The sequence below is a fragment of the Veillonella sp. genome, from assembly GCF_018364065.1.
In the GTDB taxonomy this organism is placed as follows: domain Bacteria; phylum Bacillota; class Negativicutes; order Veillonellales; family Veillonellaceae; genus Veillonella_A.
The window spans coordinates 298,052-313,888 of sequence record NZ_JAGZMO010000004.1; the positions used below are offsets into that span (position 1 = coordinate 298,052).

General features: G+C 44.2%; 17 protein-coding genes. 16 read left to right on the plus strand and 1 reads right to left on the minus strand.

Going from position 1 to position 15,837, the window contains the following annotated elements:
- Positions 1-22: 22 nt before the first annotated feature.
- From murC to KHZ77_RS06285, 8 genes are all read left to right on the plus strand, one after another.
- Positions 23-1,402 carry a UDP-N-acetylmuramate--L-alanine ligase gene (murC, locus tag KHZ77_RS06250; protein WP_295196810.1) on the plus strand — a complete coding sequence of 460 codons (1,380 nt, stop codon included), beginning with the start codon at positions 23-25 and terminating at the stop codon, positions 1,400-1,402.
- A gap of 1 nt (position 1,403) precedes the next feature.
- Positions 1,404-2,336, plus strand: a complete 933-nt coding sequence (locus tag KHZ77_RS06255) for a D-alanine--D-alanine ligase (protein WP_295196813.1) — start codon at positions 1,404-1,406, stop codon at positions 2,334-2,336.
- 15 nt (positions 2,337-2,351) lie between these two features.
- A complete protein-coding gene (locus KHZ77_RS06260) occupies positions 2,352-3,251 on the plus strand; it encodes an FtsQ-type POTRA domain-containing protein (protein WP_295196816.1) in 900 nt (299 codons plus the stop codon).
- A gap of 13 nt (positions 3,252-3,264) precedes the next feature.
- Positions 3,265-3,963, plus strand: a complete 699-nt coding sequence (locus tag KHZ77_RS06265) for a DUF881 domain-containing protein (RefSeq protein WP_295196819.1) — start codon at positions 3,265-3,267, stop codon at positions 3,961-3,963.
- Entirely contained in the window at positions 3,960-4,304 is a 345-nt protein-coding gene (locus KHZ77_RS06270; RefSeq protein ID WP_295196822.1) for a small basic family protein, read from the plus strand. Before KHZ77_RS06265 ends, KHZ77_RS06270 begins: the two co-directional genes overlap by 4 nt.
- A 249-nt stretch (positions 4,305-4,553) precedes the next feature.
- Positions 4,554-5,561, plus strand: a complete 1,008-nt coding sequence (ftsZ, locus tag KHZ77_RS06275) for a cell division protein FtsZ (protein WP_295196824.1) — start codon at positions 4,554-4,556, stop codon at positions 5,559-5,561.
- Positions 5,562-5,651: 90 nt separating this feature from the next.
- On the plus strand, positions 5,652-6,230 hold the full coding sequence (locus tag KHZ77_RS06280) for an outer membrane beta-barrel protein (RefSeq protein ID WP_295196828.1): 579 nt from the start codon (positions 5,652-5,654) through the stop codon (positions 6,228-6,230).
- A 245-nt stretch (positions 6,231-6,475) separates the two neighbouring features.
- Positions 6,476-7,726, plus strand: coding sequence for an aminotransferase class I/II-fold pyridoxal phosphate-dependent enzyme (locus KHZ77_RS06285; protein WP_295196831.1), 1,251 nt, complete (start codon positions 6,476-6,478; stop codon positions 7,724-7,726).
- A 352-nt stretch (positions 7,727-8,078) separates the two neighbouring features.
- On the opposite strand, the gene KHZ77_RS06290 is transcribed toward KHZ77_RS06285, so the two are convergent.
- A complete protein-coding gene (locus KHZ77_RS06290; RefSeq protein WP_295196833.1) occupies positions 8,079-8,312 on the minus strand; it encodes a DUF896 domain-containing protein in 234 nt (77 codons plus the stop codon).
- Between the two features lie 237 nt (positions 8,313-8,549).
- Here KHZ77_RS06290 and nth point away from each other — a divergent pair, with 237 nt between their 5' ends.
- The 8 genes from nth (at position 8,550) to KHZ77_RS06330 (ending at position 15,818) form a co-directional block, all read left to right on the plus strand.
- The gene (nth, locus tag KHZ77_RS06295; RefSeq protein ID WP_295196835.1) at positions 8,550-9,188 is read left to right on the plus strand and encodes an endonuclease III; all 639 of its coding nucleotides are present in this window, start codon (positions 8,550-8,552) and stop codon (positions 9,186-9,188) included.
- 94 nt (positions 9,189-9,282) lie between these two features.
- Positions 9,283-10,845, plus strand: coding sequence for a hypothetical protein (locus tag KHZ77_RS06300; RefSeq protein ID WP_295196838.1), 1,563 nt, complete (start codon positions 9,283-9,285; stop codon positions 10,843-10,845).
- A 120-nt stretch (positions 10,846-10,965) separates the two neighbouring features.
- Positions 10,966-11,268: a PC4/YdbC family ssDNA-binding protein gene (locus tag KHZ77_RS06305; RefSeq protein WP_295196841.1), complete on the plus strand. Its 303-nt coding sequence runs from the start codon at positions 10,966-10,968 to the stop codon at positions 11,266-11,268.
- A gap of 126 nt (positions 11,269-11,394) precedes the next feature.
- Entirely contained in the window at positions 11,395-11,592 is a 198-nt protein-coding gene (rpmE, locus tag KHZ77_RS06310; protein ID WP_295196844.1) for a 50S ribosomal protein L31, read from the plus strand.
- A gap of 133 nt (positions 11,593-11,725) precedes the next feature.
- Positions 11,726-12,556 (plus strand): DUF1385 domain-containing protein, encoded by an 831-nt coding sequence (locus KHZ77_RS06315; RefSeq protein WP_295196932.1) that lies wholly within the window; start codon positions 11,726-11,728, stop codon positions 12,554-12,556.
- 36 nt (positions 12,557-12,592) lie between these two features.
- Positions 12,593-13,678, plus strand: coding sequence for a peptide chain release factor 1 (gene prfA, locus KHZ77_RS06320; protein WP_295196847.1), 1,086 nt, complete (start codon positions 12,593-12,595; stop codon positions 13,676-13,678).
- A complete protein-coding gene (gene prmC, locus KHZ77_RS06325; RefSeq protein WP_295196850.1) occupies positions 13,671-14,549 on the plus strand; it encodes a peptide chain release factor N(5)-glutamine methyltransferase in 879 nt (292 codons plus the stop codon). Before prfA ends, prmC begins: the two co-directional genes overlap by 8 nt.
- 162 nt (positions 14,550-14,711) lie before the next feature.
- A complete protein-coding gene (locus KHZ77_RS06330) occupies positions 14,712-15,818 on the plus strand; it encodes an L-threonylcarbamoyladenylate synthase (protein ID WP_295196852.1) in 1,107 nt (368 codons plus the stop codon).
- Positions 15,819-15,837 lie beyond the last annotated feature (19 nt).

The following is a 15,837-nucleotide window of genomic DNA, read 5'->3' on the forward strand; positions in this document are numbered from 1 at the left end:
AAAATGTTAGGAGTACCAGTCCATGTTAGAAGGTATACATAAAATTCATCTCATTGGCATCGCCGGTTCAGGTATGCGCGCTATTGCCAACATCTTAATCAGCCAGGGCTTCGAAGTGTCCGGGTCTGATATTCAGGAATCCCCGACGACGGAAAAATTCCGTAAAATGGGTGCGACGATTCACATCGGTCACAATGCGGACTATGTGAAAGGGGTGGATGCAGTTGTTCGTTCCACTGCCATTCACCAGGACAATCCGGAGTTGTTAGCGGCACAGGAATTAGGCATTCCTGTATTGCATCGTTCCGACATTGTAAAAGCGGTACTTGATGTAACTACCGGTATTGCCGTAGCCGGTGCGCATGGCAAAACCACTACCACTTCCATGTTGGGACAGATTTTCGTGGAAGCCGGTCTTGATCCATCCGTTATTATCGGTGGGGAAGTAGATTACCTTGGTGGCAGCAGCACTTGGGGCCACGGTAAATACAGTATTGCCGAAGCGGATGAAAGTGACGGTTCTTTCTTGAAGCTCAACCCGGCATACATTGTTATTACCAATATTGAAAATGACCATATGGACCACTACGGTACTATGGAAAATCTTCTTCAGGCTTTTGAACAGTTCGTTGAAAAAATGCCGAAAGACGGTGTAGCCGTAGTTTGTGGTGACAATAAAAATATTCGTAAGGTTATGTCTGAAGTGGACCGCAAGTTCATTACTTACGGTTTGAACGAAGACAATGATGTAACAGTTAAAAATGTTCACTACGAACAAGGTATCCTTGTGTACGAAGCGGTGACGAAAGCGGGCGAAGTGTTAGGCGAAGTACGCCTTCGCGTACCGGGTACTCACAATGCGTTGAATTCATTGGGCGCGTTGATGTTGGCACGCCAGTGCGGCGTTTCCATGGAACACATTTTACAGGCATTGGCCAAGTTTACCGGTGCTAAGCGCCGTTTTGAAACAAAAGGCCATGAAAAAGGAATCTGGGTGGTTGATGATTATGCACATCATCCAACTGAAATTAATGCTACTTTGAGTGCGGCCAAGGCATTGGAATCGCATCGCGTAGTATGTATTTTCCAACCGCATCGTTTTACGCGTACAAGCTTATTGTTAAAAGAATTCGGTACAGCCTTTGAAAAAGCGGATGTATTGTATATTACAAATATTTACAGTGCCGGTGAAGATCCTATTGCAGGCATTGACGGCCACTCCATTCCGGATATGGTAAAATCCATGACCGGCAAAGAAGTACATTATATCGACAATGTAGATGATGTACCTGCTGTTGTGGCACCTGCGTTAAAAGCAGATGATTTAGTAATTACTATGGGCGCAGGCAGTATCAGTTTGTATGGGCCTAAATTATTGGATATCCTGAAGAGAGAGGCATAAGATGAAAGACAAACATATTATTGTATTGATGGGTGGTCCGTCCAAAGAGGCGGAAGTATCTCGCCGTACAGGCCAGGCAATTGCTGATGCATTATCCGGCTTAGGTTATAAAGTATCTCCGTTGGAATTGGAACCTGCTACAGTGGTGCAGGACATTCAACGTTTGCAGGGCGATGTTGTTTTCATTGCGATTCACGGCAAATTCGGTGAAGACGGTGCCGTACAGGGTCTCTTGGAAATGGCCGGCATTCCATATACCGGTTCCGGTATTATGGCGCAGGCTGTGGGCATGAACAAGAAAATCAGTAAAGATGTATTCTTAGGTGCTCACATTCCTACAGCTAAATCTGTTTCTTATAATGGTGCCGTTATGACATCGGAACAGATTATTGCTGATATTGAAAGTAAGTTCCAATTACCGGTTGTATTAAAACCGGCTACGCAAGGATCCAGTATCGGTGTGACTATCGTTCGCGACGCCAAGGCTTTGGCTGAAGGTGTGGCGGAAGCTCTCGTTTATGATCCGATTTTAGTAGTGGAACAATTTTTGGGTGGTAAAGAATTTACCGTGTCTATTTTGGACGGCAAAGCATTGCCGGTGATTGAGATTCGTCCACACTCCGGTGCGTACGACTACAAATCCAAATACACAACCGGTGCTACAGATTACCTTGTACCGGCTCCTATTGATGAAGAATTAACTAAGAAAATGCAGGCTATCGGCGAGCAAGTGTATCGCGAGTTACAGTGTGCAGGGACTATTCGTGTAGATATTATGACTGATGAAGCGGGCGAACCGTTCGTATTGGAATACAATACGATTCCGGGCATGACCGCCACATCCTTGGTGCCTAAAGCGGCCAGAGCTGTAGGTATCGAATTCCCTGAACTTTGTGAACGCATCTTGCACTCGGCAGGGCTTGGCAAATTTTAATAATGGAGTATGCATATGAGTGAAGAATATCGTAATCATACGTCAAAACCTCATATTGTAGAACCAAAACGGATTGCATCCTTTGCGGAAGATTTGGAAAAATCTAAAGTACAAAGTCGACCGCTTTATGATTTTAATCCCGAACCGGAAGAGCCCGTGGAGGAGATGGGGGAAGAGCAGGGTCAACGCGCCCCGCAAAAGCCACCCACTCCCAAAACAGGCTGGCGCCGCCGTTTGACTATCACAGGTATATCCTTGTTTGTCATTTGGCTTATCTTGGTGATTTTCCCAATTCCCTTCGGCACCATACAGGTGGTGGGGAGTCAGAAGGTGACTGTAGCCGATGTGATGGCGGCCGGGAATATTCGCAATCCGGTCAATTTATTACAGATTAATCCGGGACATCTGGAAGAACGTTTGCAGCACGACTTGCGCGTAGAAACTGTAAAAGTTTCTTACGCATTGCCTTTGACGTTACAAGTAACTGTTACGGACCGCAAAGCGGCAGCCGTAGTGGCTACACAGTTCGGTTTTGCCACCTTGGACAAAACGGGCCGAGTAATTAACTTGGGACCTGCCATTGAGGACACGACGGCACCGATTATTTCCGGTGTCAAACTGGGGAATGTTCTCTTGGGTGACATGATTGAAAATCAGGCAATAAAGGGTGCGCTTACGTATCTATCCTCTCTCAGCGAAGAAGGCGTGAAGAATATTGCGGAAATCAATGTGGGAGACACGAAGCAGTTGGTGGCTTACACGGTTGACGGATTGCCGCTTCGTTTGGGCGATATGACTGAACTGGATAAAAAAGGGCCTTTATCTGAAAATATGCTGCGGGATATTAAGGCTCGTGGAGTTGCAGCTGAATATGTTGACGTAAATTTGAAGGCGCCTTTTATTAAGACGCCATAATGGAAGAGGAATCATGTTAAAGCAAGGTCGTTGGGCCATAGCGGCCGTGAGTATGCTCATGGGCATCATGTTTGTCAGTCAATATCGGATGACACAGACAATTGCGCAGAGCAATGTAAACTTACAACGTGCAGGTGATTTAGCTCGCGAATTGACGGCAGTTCAAAAAGAGCGGGACGACTTGCGCGATCAATTAGAACAAGTCCAACAGGGAGAAGCGTCGGCCAGCGCTGTAAAGGATATTAATTTATTGAAACAGCGTGCGGGGCTTACCGATGTAAGCGGTCCCGGCGTGCTAATTACTATTAATGACAGCAAAGTGCCTGTGAAGGACAATGAGAATCCGAATTTATATTTAATCCACGATGAAGATATTTTGCGAGTTCTGAATGAATTAAGAGCGGGCGGTGCGGAAGCCATCGCGGTGAACGATCAGCGTCTCTTGGGAATTTCCGAAGTGCGCTGTGCGGGACCGACGATTATGGTAAACGGCAAAGTGTTCGGACCTCCGTTCGTTATTAAGGCAATCGGCGATCCGAAGACATTGTCCGCATCGTTGACGATGCGCGGCGGTGTAGTGGATACGCTGAAATATTGGGGCATTGAGCTGAATATTCAGGAAGCCGACAATATAGTAGTTCCCGCCTTCTCCGGTACGTTTAGAGAAGATCACATAAAGACGGTGGGAGAAGGAGGCGGTAATAAAAAATGATTTATGTATTTATCGCCGGCGGACTGATTATAGGCGTGGTTCTGGGGATTATGTCCCCCATGGAAATTTCGCCGATTTACGCCAAGTACACATCCGTAGCTCTCTTGGCTGCGCTTGACAGTGTGTTTGGCGGTACCCGGGCGGCATTAGAACGGGTCTTCAATTTATCTATTTTTTTGACAGGGTTTTTCTCCAACTCTTTACTGGCGGCCTTACTGGTATTCTTGGGAAATCTGGTAGGGATTGATTTGTATTATGTAGCGCTTATCAGTTTCGGGTTGCGGTTATTCCAAAATACGGCGGCTATTCGTCGTCTTATCCTGTCCCGTCGCACAAAATAAACGGGGGCGCTAAATAAAATATAAACTGTTCATATAAATAGTAGAAAAATTCAAAAAAATAGTGTAAAATGAAATGAAACTAGTTATACTAATACTGAAACCGAGAGGGAATGCGCTGTAGAGAAGGGCTGAACAGGCTTTTATCTAGGGCGATTCTTCAGGTTTACATGAATTGAATAAATATAACAGAAATAATAATTCCAAATATAATCGCAATAAATTTTACGGGCAACAGGAGGAGGAACGTAAATGTCAGAATTCGCAAACATTAAAGTTATCGGTGTTGGTGGCGGCGGAAGTAACGCTGTAAATCGCATGATTGATAGTGGTCTTCAAGGTGTAGACTTTTTAGTAGCAAATACAGAAACTCAAGCCCTGGAAAATTCTAAAGCAGAAGTAAAACTTCAAATCGGTGAAAAATTAACTAAAGGCCTTGGTGCCGGCGGTAATCCTGAAATCGGCGAACAGGCCGCTCAGGAAAGTCGTGAAGAAATTGTAAAATCCTTACAAGGTGCAGATATGGTATTCGTTACAGCCGGCATGGGCGGCGGTACCGGTACAGGTGCAGCTCCTGTAGTTGCAGAATGTGCTCGTGAATTGGGCGCTTTAACAGTTGGCGTTGTAACTAAGCCATTCACATTTGAAGGTAAAAAACGTAAAACTCAGGCTGAAGGCGGCGTAGATATGCTGACCAGCAAAGTTGATACAATTATCGTAATCCCTAACGACCGTTTATTACAGATCGTAGACAAGAAAACTCCTTTATTAAGTGCATTCAGCACAGCTGACGACATTCTTCGTCAAGGTATTAAAGGTATTTCCGACTTGATCACTGTACCTGGTCTTATTAACCTTGACTTCGCTGACGTTAAATCCATTATGTCCAATCAGGGCGAAGCTCTTATGGGTATCGGTGTAGGCGAAGGTGAAAACCGTGCCGTTGATGCTGCTAAGATGGCAATCAACAGCCCATTGTTGGAAACTTCCATTGAAGGTGCTAAAGGTATTCTCTTGAACATTACCGGCAGCAGCGATTTAAGCTTGTTCGAAATTAATGAAGCGGCAGAAATTATTTCTGAAGCGGCAGATCCTGAAGCTAACATTATCTTCGGTTCCGTTATCGATGAAAACTTGGGCGACCGCATTCAGATTACAGTAGTTGCTACAGGCTTCGGTAAACAGCCTAAAACAGGCGTAACAAAATCACCTTTCGGAACTATTGGTGGAAATGATATTCCTACTTTCATGAAGCGTTAATATTTGTTATAATATGGTTGAAATATTTTAATAATATGTATTATTCATATTATTTATGTAGTTTACATACTATCTAAGGGAGGACTAACTATGAAAAACAAATTTTTAGTAACTACTTTAGCGGCTATGATGGTAACTGGCGCAGCTTTTGCAGCATCCGTACCTATGACTCAGATTGAAGAAGGTCAGAGCAAAATCGGTGTTGATTACTCTTTCAGCCAAAACGTAACAGGCGAAAGCGGTCATGCTGACGGTTATGGTATCAACTTACAAACAGCTCTTACTGACAAATGGGGTCTTCAATACTCCTATAGCCGTGTAAACTTGGACGACAGAAGCGATGTTAAAGATCATCAGTTAAATGCTGTATATAACATCCATCCAAACTTCAACGTTTATGCAGGCGGTACTTACGTGCGTGCAGCAGGCGACCATGAAACAGGTTTACAGGTTGGTGTAATCGGTTACATGCCTTTAACTGACCGTATCCAAGGTTTCGCAAAAGTAGGTTTCGGTAACGACCTTAAGAATACATACCAAGTAGGTGCAACTTATGCATTGACTAACGAATGGGATGTAAGCTTATACTATCAATACGACAAATATGATGTAGATAACGACACTATGTCCGTTAAAGGCTTCCATGCAGGCCTTGGCTACAACTTCTAATTGTCGATTTTCAGCAGTTAGCTATTGTAACAAATAATATAAGAGCACTTCATGGGGCTTTACGCCTCTTGAAGTGCTCTTTTTATTGGTACAGAGACCAAACAATAATTTATATAGTGTATACAATATTCTTTTCACAAAATACACATTTCGCACGGTTTTGAACGTTTTTCCTCTTGTAAGAGACTCTTATTTTCGATATTATAAAAGAGTAATTTACTTATAAAGATAGGATGGTGTTCTGTATGGCGGTAAGTATGGCAGCCTCGCACGCACGAGGAAAGAAATCTAAGGATCGTATTTTTGCGTTAAACTCCCAGGCTCAGGAAGAAGCTAAGGTATTAGGCAAAGATAAGGTAATTAACGGTACCTTAGGTTCCATTATGGATGAAAACGGAGATATTGTATTCTTGAAGGCGGTAGAACAGGAATACTTAAATTTGCCACGCAATGAATATGTGGCATATGCTCCAATTGCAGGTTTGCCTGAATTTTTAGATGCCGCAATTTCAGAATGTTTCGGTGAATCCCGTCCTGACGCATATATTGAAGCAGTCGCTACGGCCGGTGGCACCGGTGGCATTCATCATTTGGTGCATAACTACACGGATCAGGAAGATACGGTGTTGACAGCTGACTGGTACTGGGGTGCCTACAATCAGATTTGCAATGACAATCATCGGTATTTGAAGACTTACACATTATTCGATGAAAATCGCGAGTTCAACTTTGCCAGCTTCAAAGAAGAAGCTGATAAATTGGCGGCGAAACAGGAAAACATTGTACTTATCTTCAATTCTCCGGGTAACAACCCTACAGGCTTCAGTTTGACTGACAATGATTGGGATAAAGTAATTGCTTATGCAAAAGACTTGGTAAGCAACGGTAAGAATAAAGTTATCATCGCTTGTGACGTGGCCTACATTGATTACTCCGGCGAAAAACAGACAGTACGCCGTTTCTTCAAGAAATTCGGCCAATTGCCAAAAGAAATCTTAGTGGTGGCTTGCTACAGCTTGTCCAAAGGCTTTACCTTATATGGCCAACGCGTGGGCGCTATGATCGGTGTAAGCTCCGATCGAGAGATTGCGGACGAGTTCAAAGAGGTAAACTCCATTACCTCCCGTGCTACATGGTCTAATATTTGTCGTCCGGCTATGCGCACTATGGCGAATATTGTGAGCAATCCGGAAAAGAAAAAAGCCTACGAAGAAGAACGCGAAGGCTATTGTGAATTGATTCAAGAACGTGCCCGTATCTTTGTGGAAGAAGCGAAAGAAGTAGGACTTCCTTGCTTGCCATATTGCGGCGGTTTCTTCTTAACGATTCCTACAGAGCACAGTGAAGCTATCGTTAACGAATTGACGAAGTCACACGTTTACATCGTTCCATTGGGACATGGTGTTCGCGTAGCGGCTTGCAGCATTCCAAAAGCGAAAATTAAAGGCTTGGCTACAAAAATCCATGATGTTATGAAACAGTTGGGCTATTTATAATTTGCAACGTTAGAGTACCAATAAGCCGGCAACGGTTAGAGTGCCAATAAACCGGCAACGTTCGGTGTTTATAATTTCCAAACGTTAGGCTTGTTATAGCAGAGTAGCGTTGGGACATATACCATCTAACAATAAAAAACAGGTTAGTTACACAATCGGTTTTAGTGCCACCTGTGTCATGCAATGCATGATGCAGGGACGGCTTGGCCGGTGTAATTAACCTGTTTATCTTTTTGTTTATAATAGTTTGTCTATAATCAGCTAGGCGTGTGTGATTACAAATAGCTTGGCTTGTGTGATTACAAATAGCTTGGCTTGTGTGATTATAATAAGTTTGTTTTTTTAATTATAATCAGTTTGGTTTGTTTGTTTTATTATTCGCAGCAGCTACAGGATTATTGCTATCAGGCACTTCATCGACAAATTCGATGCGATCTAGTTGAGATTTTACCTGATTTCGGATAAAACCTAAGTACTCAGCATAGAGCTCTTTTTTTTCTGCCAATTCGGCATCAGTTAAAGGAATGCCGGATTTCTTTTTATGTGCTAATTCATTAATTCGTTTTAAAGTTTCATTAATGCCCATAGAGACCTCCTATATTAATGTCTATAATATTATAACATAGGTAGACCTAATTGTTTTGATTTTTTTAGATATATAATGCTATAATAAAGCAGCACAGGGTGTGAATGTAAACACCGGTGAATTAGTGCTAACATATATTATTTTATAGATTATATTACTTCATGGACTTTACTTCATAGACGGGAAATTTCCGGCTCGGAAGTAAATTTTTACATATTTCTTAAGTTGGAGATACATATGCGCGTAACTAAAGCGATTAAAAACGAACAAATACATATATTGGAAACCGTGTACAAAGACGCCAAAGTGGCATTGGATTTCAATAATCCTTTTGAACTTCTTGTGGCGGTGGTTCTGTCGGCGCAATGCACGGACGAACGGGTAAATATTATTACGAAACGATTATTTCCTACTTACAGCGATCCTGCGGATATGCTCGCATTGGGAACAGCCAAACTGGAAGTATTAATCCGTGACTGCGGTCTTTACAGAGCGAAGGCGGCTAACTTAATAAAAACTTGTGAAATCCTTGTTAATACCTATGGCGGCGAAGTGCCGAAGACATTTGATGAATTGGTCGAGTTGCCTGGCGTAGGCCGTAAAACGGCGAATGTTCTGATTTCAGTTCTATATAACACACCGGCTATTGCCGTAGATACCCATGTATTCCGCGTATCCAATCGATTAGGCTTGGCAAAAGGTAAGACGCCTGATGAAGTGGAAGAAAAATTGAAAAAGGCAATTCCTATGGAGAAGTGGAGTGCGGCCCATCACTGGATTATTTGGCACGGCCGCAAAATCTGCAAAGCCAGAAAGCCACTTTGTTTGGAATGTCCTTTAGCTCATGTATGTCCTTCTGCGGGCAAAGAGGCATGATTACGTAGGCCATTTTGCAAGGGAAGAAGCGAACGTTTGAGAGCGATTGTTAGAAAGCGATTTCCTATGTGAGGAAGGAGATGAGGTAAAGCTTATGAACAATGAATTATTTGAAAATGCTAATATGAACGAAGCGAAGGCGGATAGGGTTGCAACCAACAAAACAAACGCAGAAGCAATGTCAGCCATGGTTCGTCTTGTTCGTGCCTTTGGTGAAGCACAGATACAAGGCAGCCAGGTTGTTAATGAAATGCTTCGTTTTTACCATATAGATGAACAAATAAAAGGGAACAGCGCTTACGCACTGCGCGGTGTAGGCGGTGATGAACTGTATGCTCTGGCGAAGGCGTCAGAGGCGGAGTTCGGCGAGCTGCTGTATGACCAGGGGACGTTGGAACGGTTATACCCATTGTCATTTTCAGTGGAGCTTATTGATTTAATCAGTGAATTCGGATTGGTGGATGGTTTGGTAAACGGTTATCAATGGCGTCTTCCACTGGAGCCGATTATTGAAGACTATATGGATCGGGAAGGCATTATTCTTTTTGCGTACGTAGAAGAATATGCAGGCCTTTTGCCGTATATTATGAAAATGCTGCCACAGGAGCGGCTGATTTTTTATACGCCGTCGGACAGCGCGTTCATCGTGTTGAAGCAACTGTATCCGACAGCAACCATTACCATGGAGTGGCCTGATGATGTGATTTTTGATCATGTGGTGGCTGCTACCACCGGACTGTTCCGTGCACCGGTTACGATTATGGAAGAGCTCGCTATGCGCGTAGGCAATATTAGTGAATTCGGCTCGGCTCACTACTTCATTCCTTTAGGAGCCGTACAGGACCAATTAGGCATGAATCGCATGGCTATTCAATTTATGTTGTTGCAAAAACGACTGCATTCGATTTGTGAATGGGCGCCGCTGAGTACCTATGAATTTGTGTATGGCGAAGGGGAAGTCAAGAAGGTGGGCCTGCAAATCAATGAAGTGGTTAATGAGCGACAGATTCGCACAACGCCGTTCATCAAGCTGCCTCATGAAGTGTTAGGCGCGATGGAAACATTCTCCATGGTGGCCTACGCCTTGTCATTATGCGGCGTGGAACCGGCCATGCAGGCTCAATTGCCGACGCTCGGCGAAGACGGCTATATGAAGGTAGACTACAAGTTGCCGGCGTACATGCAGAAAATTACCAATGCTTATGAAGGCCTGCGACTGGAAGTATCCCGTCAAGGCCGAGCCATTGAACTTGCCTTGGCAACTCATGAAGGACATCCCGTTGGCAGCGCTTTGACGGAAGAGGCGTTCATGGCCATCGTTGAAGGCTATAATGAAGCGGCCCATACTGATTATTGGCTGTTCAGCGATCCTCGAGCCGCCTATATATGGTATATATTCTTTACGAGTCAAAAAGGGCAGTTGGTACTTGAGAAGTTGGGGCAGATGGTTACGACTACACCGGCTTTATTACAGCTTATGAGCAGTGTGCGCCGTCAGATTTTAAAAGATGATCAGTTGGACAAGTTGGCCTCATCGTTTGAGCAGATAAAGGATACCTATGAAGCCGATCTGGAACGATTAAGCGAAAATTTTGAACATGATGTAGATGTGTTAAGCAGCGCTGTCGTACCTCCTGAAACAGAAGTTGTTGAATGATAGCAGCTTATATATTAAAATTATATGAGACTTCGCAGAAGTCATCGGTTAATCGTTGTTAATGTATTGACAGACTTATATAATTAAGCTAGAGTATAAAAATAGATAAGGAGGGTTACTATGGCAGTAGTAAATTTTGAAATATACAAAGTATTAGGGACTTTATCTGAAAACAAAGACGGTTGGAAAAAGCAGTTAACTTGTACAAGCTGGGGTCGTTACAATCCTAAATTCGATTTGCGCTCCTGGGACAGTGAATATAATGGCATGACAAAGGGTATTACTTTGTCTTTGGAAGAAATTATCGCATTGCGCGATCTTTTAAATGAAGTGGATTTGGAAGAAGCCATGGAAGAATCTTTAAAAGAAAGAGCGGAAGCGAAAGCAGCTGAAAAAGAAGCGGAAAAGAACGCTGAAGAATAATAGAAAAAGCGCTTAAAATCAGTGTTAAAAGCGCATCGTAAATTTTATGTCCAACAGTTGCATAAAGTGATTGACCATGATATAATCAATAGGCATAGTTTTGGACAGTGAAAAGAGGTGTATAGAATGAAACAAGGAATTCATCCTAATTATGGTGAAGCTACCGTAACTTGCGGTTGTGGCAATACATTTAAAACCGGTTCTGTGAAAAAAGATCTTCGCGTAGACGTATGTTCCGCCTGCCATCCGTTCTTCACAGGACAGCAACGTACTGCTCAAGCTCGCGGTCGTATCGAACAATTCAACAAGCGTTACGGTAAATAATTACTGTAGTCTAGCTATACAAATAATGCGGCAGAGCTTCGGCTCTGCCTATATTTGTTTATGAGAGGAGACGCTTTTGACTAAGAAGAGAGTTAAGAAATTCGTAGGAGGCCAGGCTGTCATTGAAGGTGTAATGATGCGCGGCCCAAAACATACAGCCACAGCTGTGCGTGAAGCGGACGGGAATATTGTGGTAGATACGTATGACACCACATCGATCAGCGATACGTATCCTATCTTGAAGAAGCCCTTATTGCGCGGTTGTGTAGCTCTTTATGAATCTTTGGTCATCGGCATGAAGGCGTTGGCTTTCTCGGCGAAAGCGGCCGGTGAAGACGAAGAAGAAATGACGAGCAAGGAAATTGCGTTGACTATGGTGTTTTCCACTGTAGCGGCCATCGCCCTGTTTTTAGCATTGCCAACCTATGCGGCAAAGTTAATTCCGGGCATTGGTGATAATCATTTCGTATTAAATATTGTGGAAGGGAATATCCGCCTCATTCTGTTTTTGCTCTATGTGTGGGGCATTGGCCAGACAAAGGACATTCAACGCGTATTCCAATATCATGGTGCGGAGCATAAAACGATTCATACGTATGAAGACGATGAACCGCTTACCGTAGAAAACGTACGTCGCCACTCGCGTTTACACGCCCGTTGCGGCACTAATTTTTTGATGATAGTAATGGTAACCAGTATTTTCGTATTTGCATTTTTAGGCTGGCCAAGTCTTTGGGAACGTATTCTTTCCCGCGTAATACTCATGCCGGTTGTAGCAGGCATTGCTTATGAAGTCATTCGCCTGGCAGGCCGCAGTGACAGCGGGATTGTTAAGTTTTTCATCGCCCCCGGACTTTGGCTTCAATATATGACGACCAGAGAACCTGACGACGATCAGATTGAAGTGGCCATTAAAGCCCTGGAATCTGTACGTCCTGCCGAAGCTGATGCGTACGAAAGTTGATAGAATATATTTGTACCTGAAAGGGGTATGCGGTCGATGGTATTAGTTGATAAACTACAAGTAATTGAAGATAAATATATGGACTTGGAGCAGCGCATTAGTGACCCTGAGGTAATTGCCCGTCAACAAGAGTGGCAAAAATTGACGCGCCAGCATGCAAGTCTCACTGAAACGGTGACTACATTCAGAGAATATAAAACCGTGCTTCAAGGCATTGATGAAGCTCTTGAAGTGTTGGAAGACAAGTCTATGGATGAAGAGTTCCGTGAAATGGCGCAGGAAGAATTAAAAGAGTTAAAAGAACGTAAAGAAGTGTTGGAAGAACAGCTTCACATTCTTTTACTTCCAAAAGATCCTAATGATGAAAAGAACGTAATCGTGGAAATTCGCGGTGGTGCCGGCGGTGACGAAGCCGCTTTGTTCGCCGGGGATTTATTCCGCATGTACACAAAATATGCGGAAGCACAGGGATGGCGTTGTGAAATCATCGATGCGAACGCACCTGAATTGGGTGGTTTCAAAGAAGTGGTGTTCTCTGTAGACGGCAACAGTGCTTATTCGAAATTGAAGTTCGAAAGCGGTGTACATCGTGTACAGCGCGTACCGGAAACTGAATCTTCCGGACGTATTCACACATCCACTGTAACCGTAGCCGTATTGCCGGAAGCGGAAGATATTGATATTGAAATCAACGATAAAGATTTGCAAATCGATACGTATTGCGCCAGCGGTGCGGGCGGACAGCACGTTAACCGTACGGAATCGGCTGTTCGTATTACCCACAAACCTACAGGTATCGTTGTAGCCTGTCAGGATGAACGTTCACAATTAAAAAATAAAGATAAGGCAATGCGCGTTTTGCGTGCTAAGTTGCAAGATAAAGCGGAACAGGAAGCGGCTGCCAGTGTGGCGGCGGACCGTAAGAGCCAGGTGGGCACAGGTGACCGAAGCGAACGTATTCGCACCTACAATTTCCCACAAGGCCGTGTAACGGATCATCGCATTAACTTAACCCTTTATAAATTAGATCAGGTTTTAAATGGCGATTTGGATGAATTAATCCAAGCTTTAATTGCCGCCGATCAGGCAGCTAAGATGCAGGAGACGGATAACAATGCCTAAGGAGCTATGGACAATTGGCCGACTGCTCCAATGGACAGAGCAGTATTTTCGCAATAAGGGCGTCGAATCAAGTCGCCTTGATGGGGAAGTACTGCTTTCTCATATATTAGGGGTGGACCGGATTTACTTGTATACTCATTACGACCAACCGCTGACCAAAGAAGAGTTGGATAAATTCCGCCCCCTCGTCATTGAACGAGGCGACGGTTTCAGTGTGGCGGCCGTTATTGGGAAAAAAGAATTTATGGGCCTCACGTTTAACGTATCAAAAGACGTACTCATACCGCGTCCCGATACGGAAACCATTGTGGAAGATTTGCTCAGTGTGATTCCGAAGGACAGTGCGCCATATATACTTGATGTATGTACCGGTCCGGGAACAATCTTGTATAGTTTGTTACATTATGTACCGGCAGCTACGGGACTGGGCTTGGATATTTCAAAAGATGCCTTACAAATAGCGGCACGAAATCGAGAAGACTTAAAGCTTATGGACCGAGCTAAATTGTGGCAGTCCGATATGTTCACAGCCTTACATGGTGATTTGCCAACTTATGAAAATGCCTTCGATGTTATCGTGTCCAATCCGCCATACATTCCCACGGCGGATATGGAGGACTTAGCCATTGAGGTGAAAAATGAGCCGCAAATCGCTTTAGACGGCGGTGCAGACGGGCTCGACTTTTACCGCATCTTGCTTCAGGAAGCGCCGCGCTTTTTAAAATCAGGCGGTACGTTAGCCTTTGAAATCGGTATCAATCAGGCGGAAGATATTGCGGCACTGGCTGAAGAAACCGGTGCTTATGGACTGGTGACGATGACGAAAGATTTGGGCGGCATTGTTAGAGCCTTGCGTTGGGTGAAAAAGTAAGCATAACAGCTTTTGATATACGTTGAATAGAAGCTGATATATATGTTAAATATATGTTAAATAGATGCTGAACTATATGGTGGATAGAAGTTGAAAGCTCTGTTGAACGAATTAGTATGTATTAGGTGACCCGGAGCGGCCATTGGAAAGGAAGCTTTAGTAATGGAAACAAAGCTATATAATGACTTCAATGATAAGACAATTGAAGAATTAGGCGCTTTATTGCGTAAGGGGAGCCTTGTAGCCATTCCTACCGAGACTGTATATGGCCTTGGGGCGAATGGGCTTGATGAGGCGGCTATGTCCCGCATTTATGAGGCGAAGGGAAGACCGTCGGACAATCCGCTCATTCTTCATGTGCCGGGGCAGGAGGAAGTGGCACCGTTGGTAGCTGAAGTATCGCCGACGGCAAAAGCGCTGATGGATGCGTTTTGGCCGGGCCCGCTCACCATTATTATGCCTAAGTCGGACAAGGTCCCTCTACGGGCTACCGGTGGTTTAAATAGTGTAGCCTTGCGTTGCCCGGACCATCCCGTATGCCATGCCATATTAAAAGCGGCGGGCGTACCTGTGGCGGCTCCTAGTGCTAATATTTCAGGACGTCCGAGCCCGACGACGGCGGACGATGTGTACCGAGATATGAACGGACGCATTGAAGCTATCGCCGATGCAGGCCCTTGTGAAGTGGGACTTGAATCGACAATCGTGGAATGCGCTGATGACAAGGTTGTTATTTTGCGTCCCGGAGCGATTACGGCAGACATGCTCAAAGAAGTAGTCAGTGATGTATCTTTCGATCAGGCCATAGTATCGCCTGATGTAGCCCCTAAGGCGCCGGGAATGAAATATAAGCACTACGCCCCTAATGCGAACTTAATTACCCTGGTAGGCGAAACTAAGGCATTAGGTGAGGCGCTAAGCTATATACTGGACCATAAGGGACATGTAGAAGTCGACACATATCCACAGTTGAGCGGTTTGATAAGTTCTTTTGAGGCTGACGAAAAATTGGGATTACTCCTCAGTGAAGAGGTGGCGGAAGCGGTGAAACCGCATTTGGAAGAGCTCCACATTCCGTATCATTTAATCGTATATGGTGAAGCGGAAGATTATGCGAGCTTGGCACGTATTTTATATCGTTCCCTGTTAGAATTTAATGACGCCAATGTAAGCCGCATCTTTGCTACCGGCGTTGGCACGGAAGGATTGGGCAAGGCCATCATGAATCGCATGGATAAGGCCAGTGCTCATCATGTAGTGGAAGTTTAAATATAAAAAGGATGTTGTA

Excerpts from the sequence above, each read along its gene's own strand:
- KHZ77_RS06305 (WP_295196841.1), top strand. The coding sequence starts at position 10,966 with ATGGCAGTAGTAAATTTTGAAATATACAAAGTATTAGGGACTTTATCT.
- prfA (WP_295196847.1), top strand. The coding sequence starts at position 12,593 with ATGGTATTAGTTGATAAACTACAAGTAATTGAAGATAAATATATGGAC.
- KHZ77_RS06255 (WP_295196813.1), top strand. The coding sequence starts at position 1,404 with ATGAAAGACAAACATATTATTGTATTGATGGGTGGTCCGTCCAAAGAG.
- KHZ77_RS06315 (WP_295196932.1), top strand. The coding sequence starts at position 11,726 with ATGATGCGCGGCCCAAAACATACAGCCACAGCTGTGCGTGAAGCGGAC.
- KHZ77_RS06330 (WP_295196852.1), top strand. The coding sequence starts at position 14,712 with ATGGAAACAAAGCTATATAATGACTTCAATGATAAGACAATTGAAGAA.
- rpmE (WP_295196844.1), top strand. The coding sequence starts at position 11,395 with ATGAAACAAGGAATTCATCCTAATTATGGTGAAGCTACCGTAACTTGC.
- ftsZ (WP_295196824.1), top strand. The coding sequence starts at position 4,554 with ATGTCAGAATTCGCAAACATTAAAGTTATCGGTGTTGGTGGCGGCGGA.
- KHZ77_RS06260 (WP_295196816.1), top strand. The coding sequence starts at position 2,352 with ATGAGTGAAGAATATCGTAATCATACGTCAAAACCTCATATTGTAGAA.
- KHZ77_RS06270 (WP_295196822.1), top strand. The coding sequence starts at position 3,960 with ATGATTTATGTATTTATCGCCGGCGGACTGATTATAGGCGTGGTTCTG.
- KHZ77_RS06280 (WP_295196828.1), top strand. The coding sequence starts at position 5,652 with ATGAAAAACAAATTTTTAGTAACTACTTTAGCGGCTATGATGGTAACT.
- KHZ77_RS06285 (WP_295196831.1), top strand. The coding sequence starts at position 6,476 with ATGGCGGTAAGTATGGCAGCCTCGCACGCACGAGGAAAGAAATCTAAG.
- KHZ77_RS06300 (WP_295196838.1), top strand. The coding sequence starts at position 9,283 with ATGAACAATGAATTATTTGAAAATGCTAATATGAACGAAGCGAAGGCG.
- murC (WP_295196810.1), top strand. The coding sequence starts at position 23 with ATGTTAGAAGGTATACATAAAATTCATCTCATTGGCATCGCCGGTTCA.
- KHZ77_RS06265 (WP_295196819.1), top strand. The coding sequence starts at position 3,265 with ATGTTAAAGCAAGGTCGTTGGGCCATAGCGGCCGTGAGTATGCTCATG.
- KHZ77_RS06290 (WP_295196833.1), bottom strand. The coding sequence starts at position 8,312 with ATGGGCATTAATGAAACTTTAAAACGAATTAATGAATTAGCACATAAA.
- prmC (WP_295196850.1), top strand. The coding sequence starts at position 13,671 with ATGCCTAAGGAGCTATGGACAATTGGCCGACTGCTCCAATGGACAGAG.
- nth (WP_295196835.1), top strand. The coding sequence starts at position 8,550 with ATGCGCGTAACTAAAGCGATTAAAAACGAACAAATACATATATTGGAA.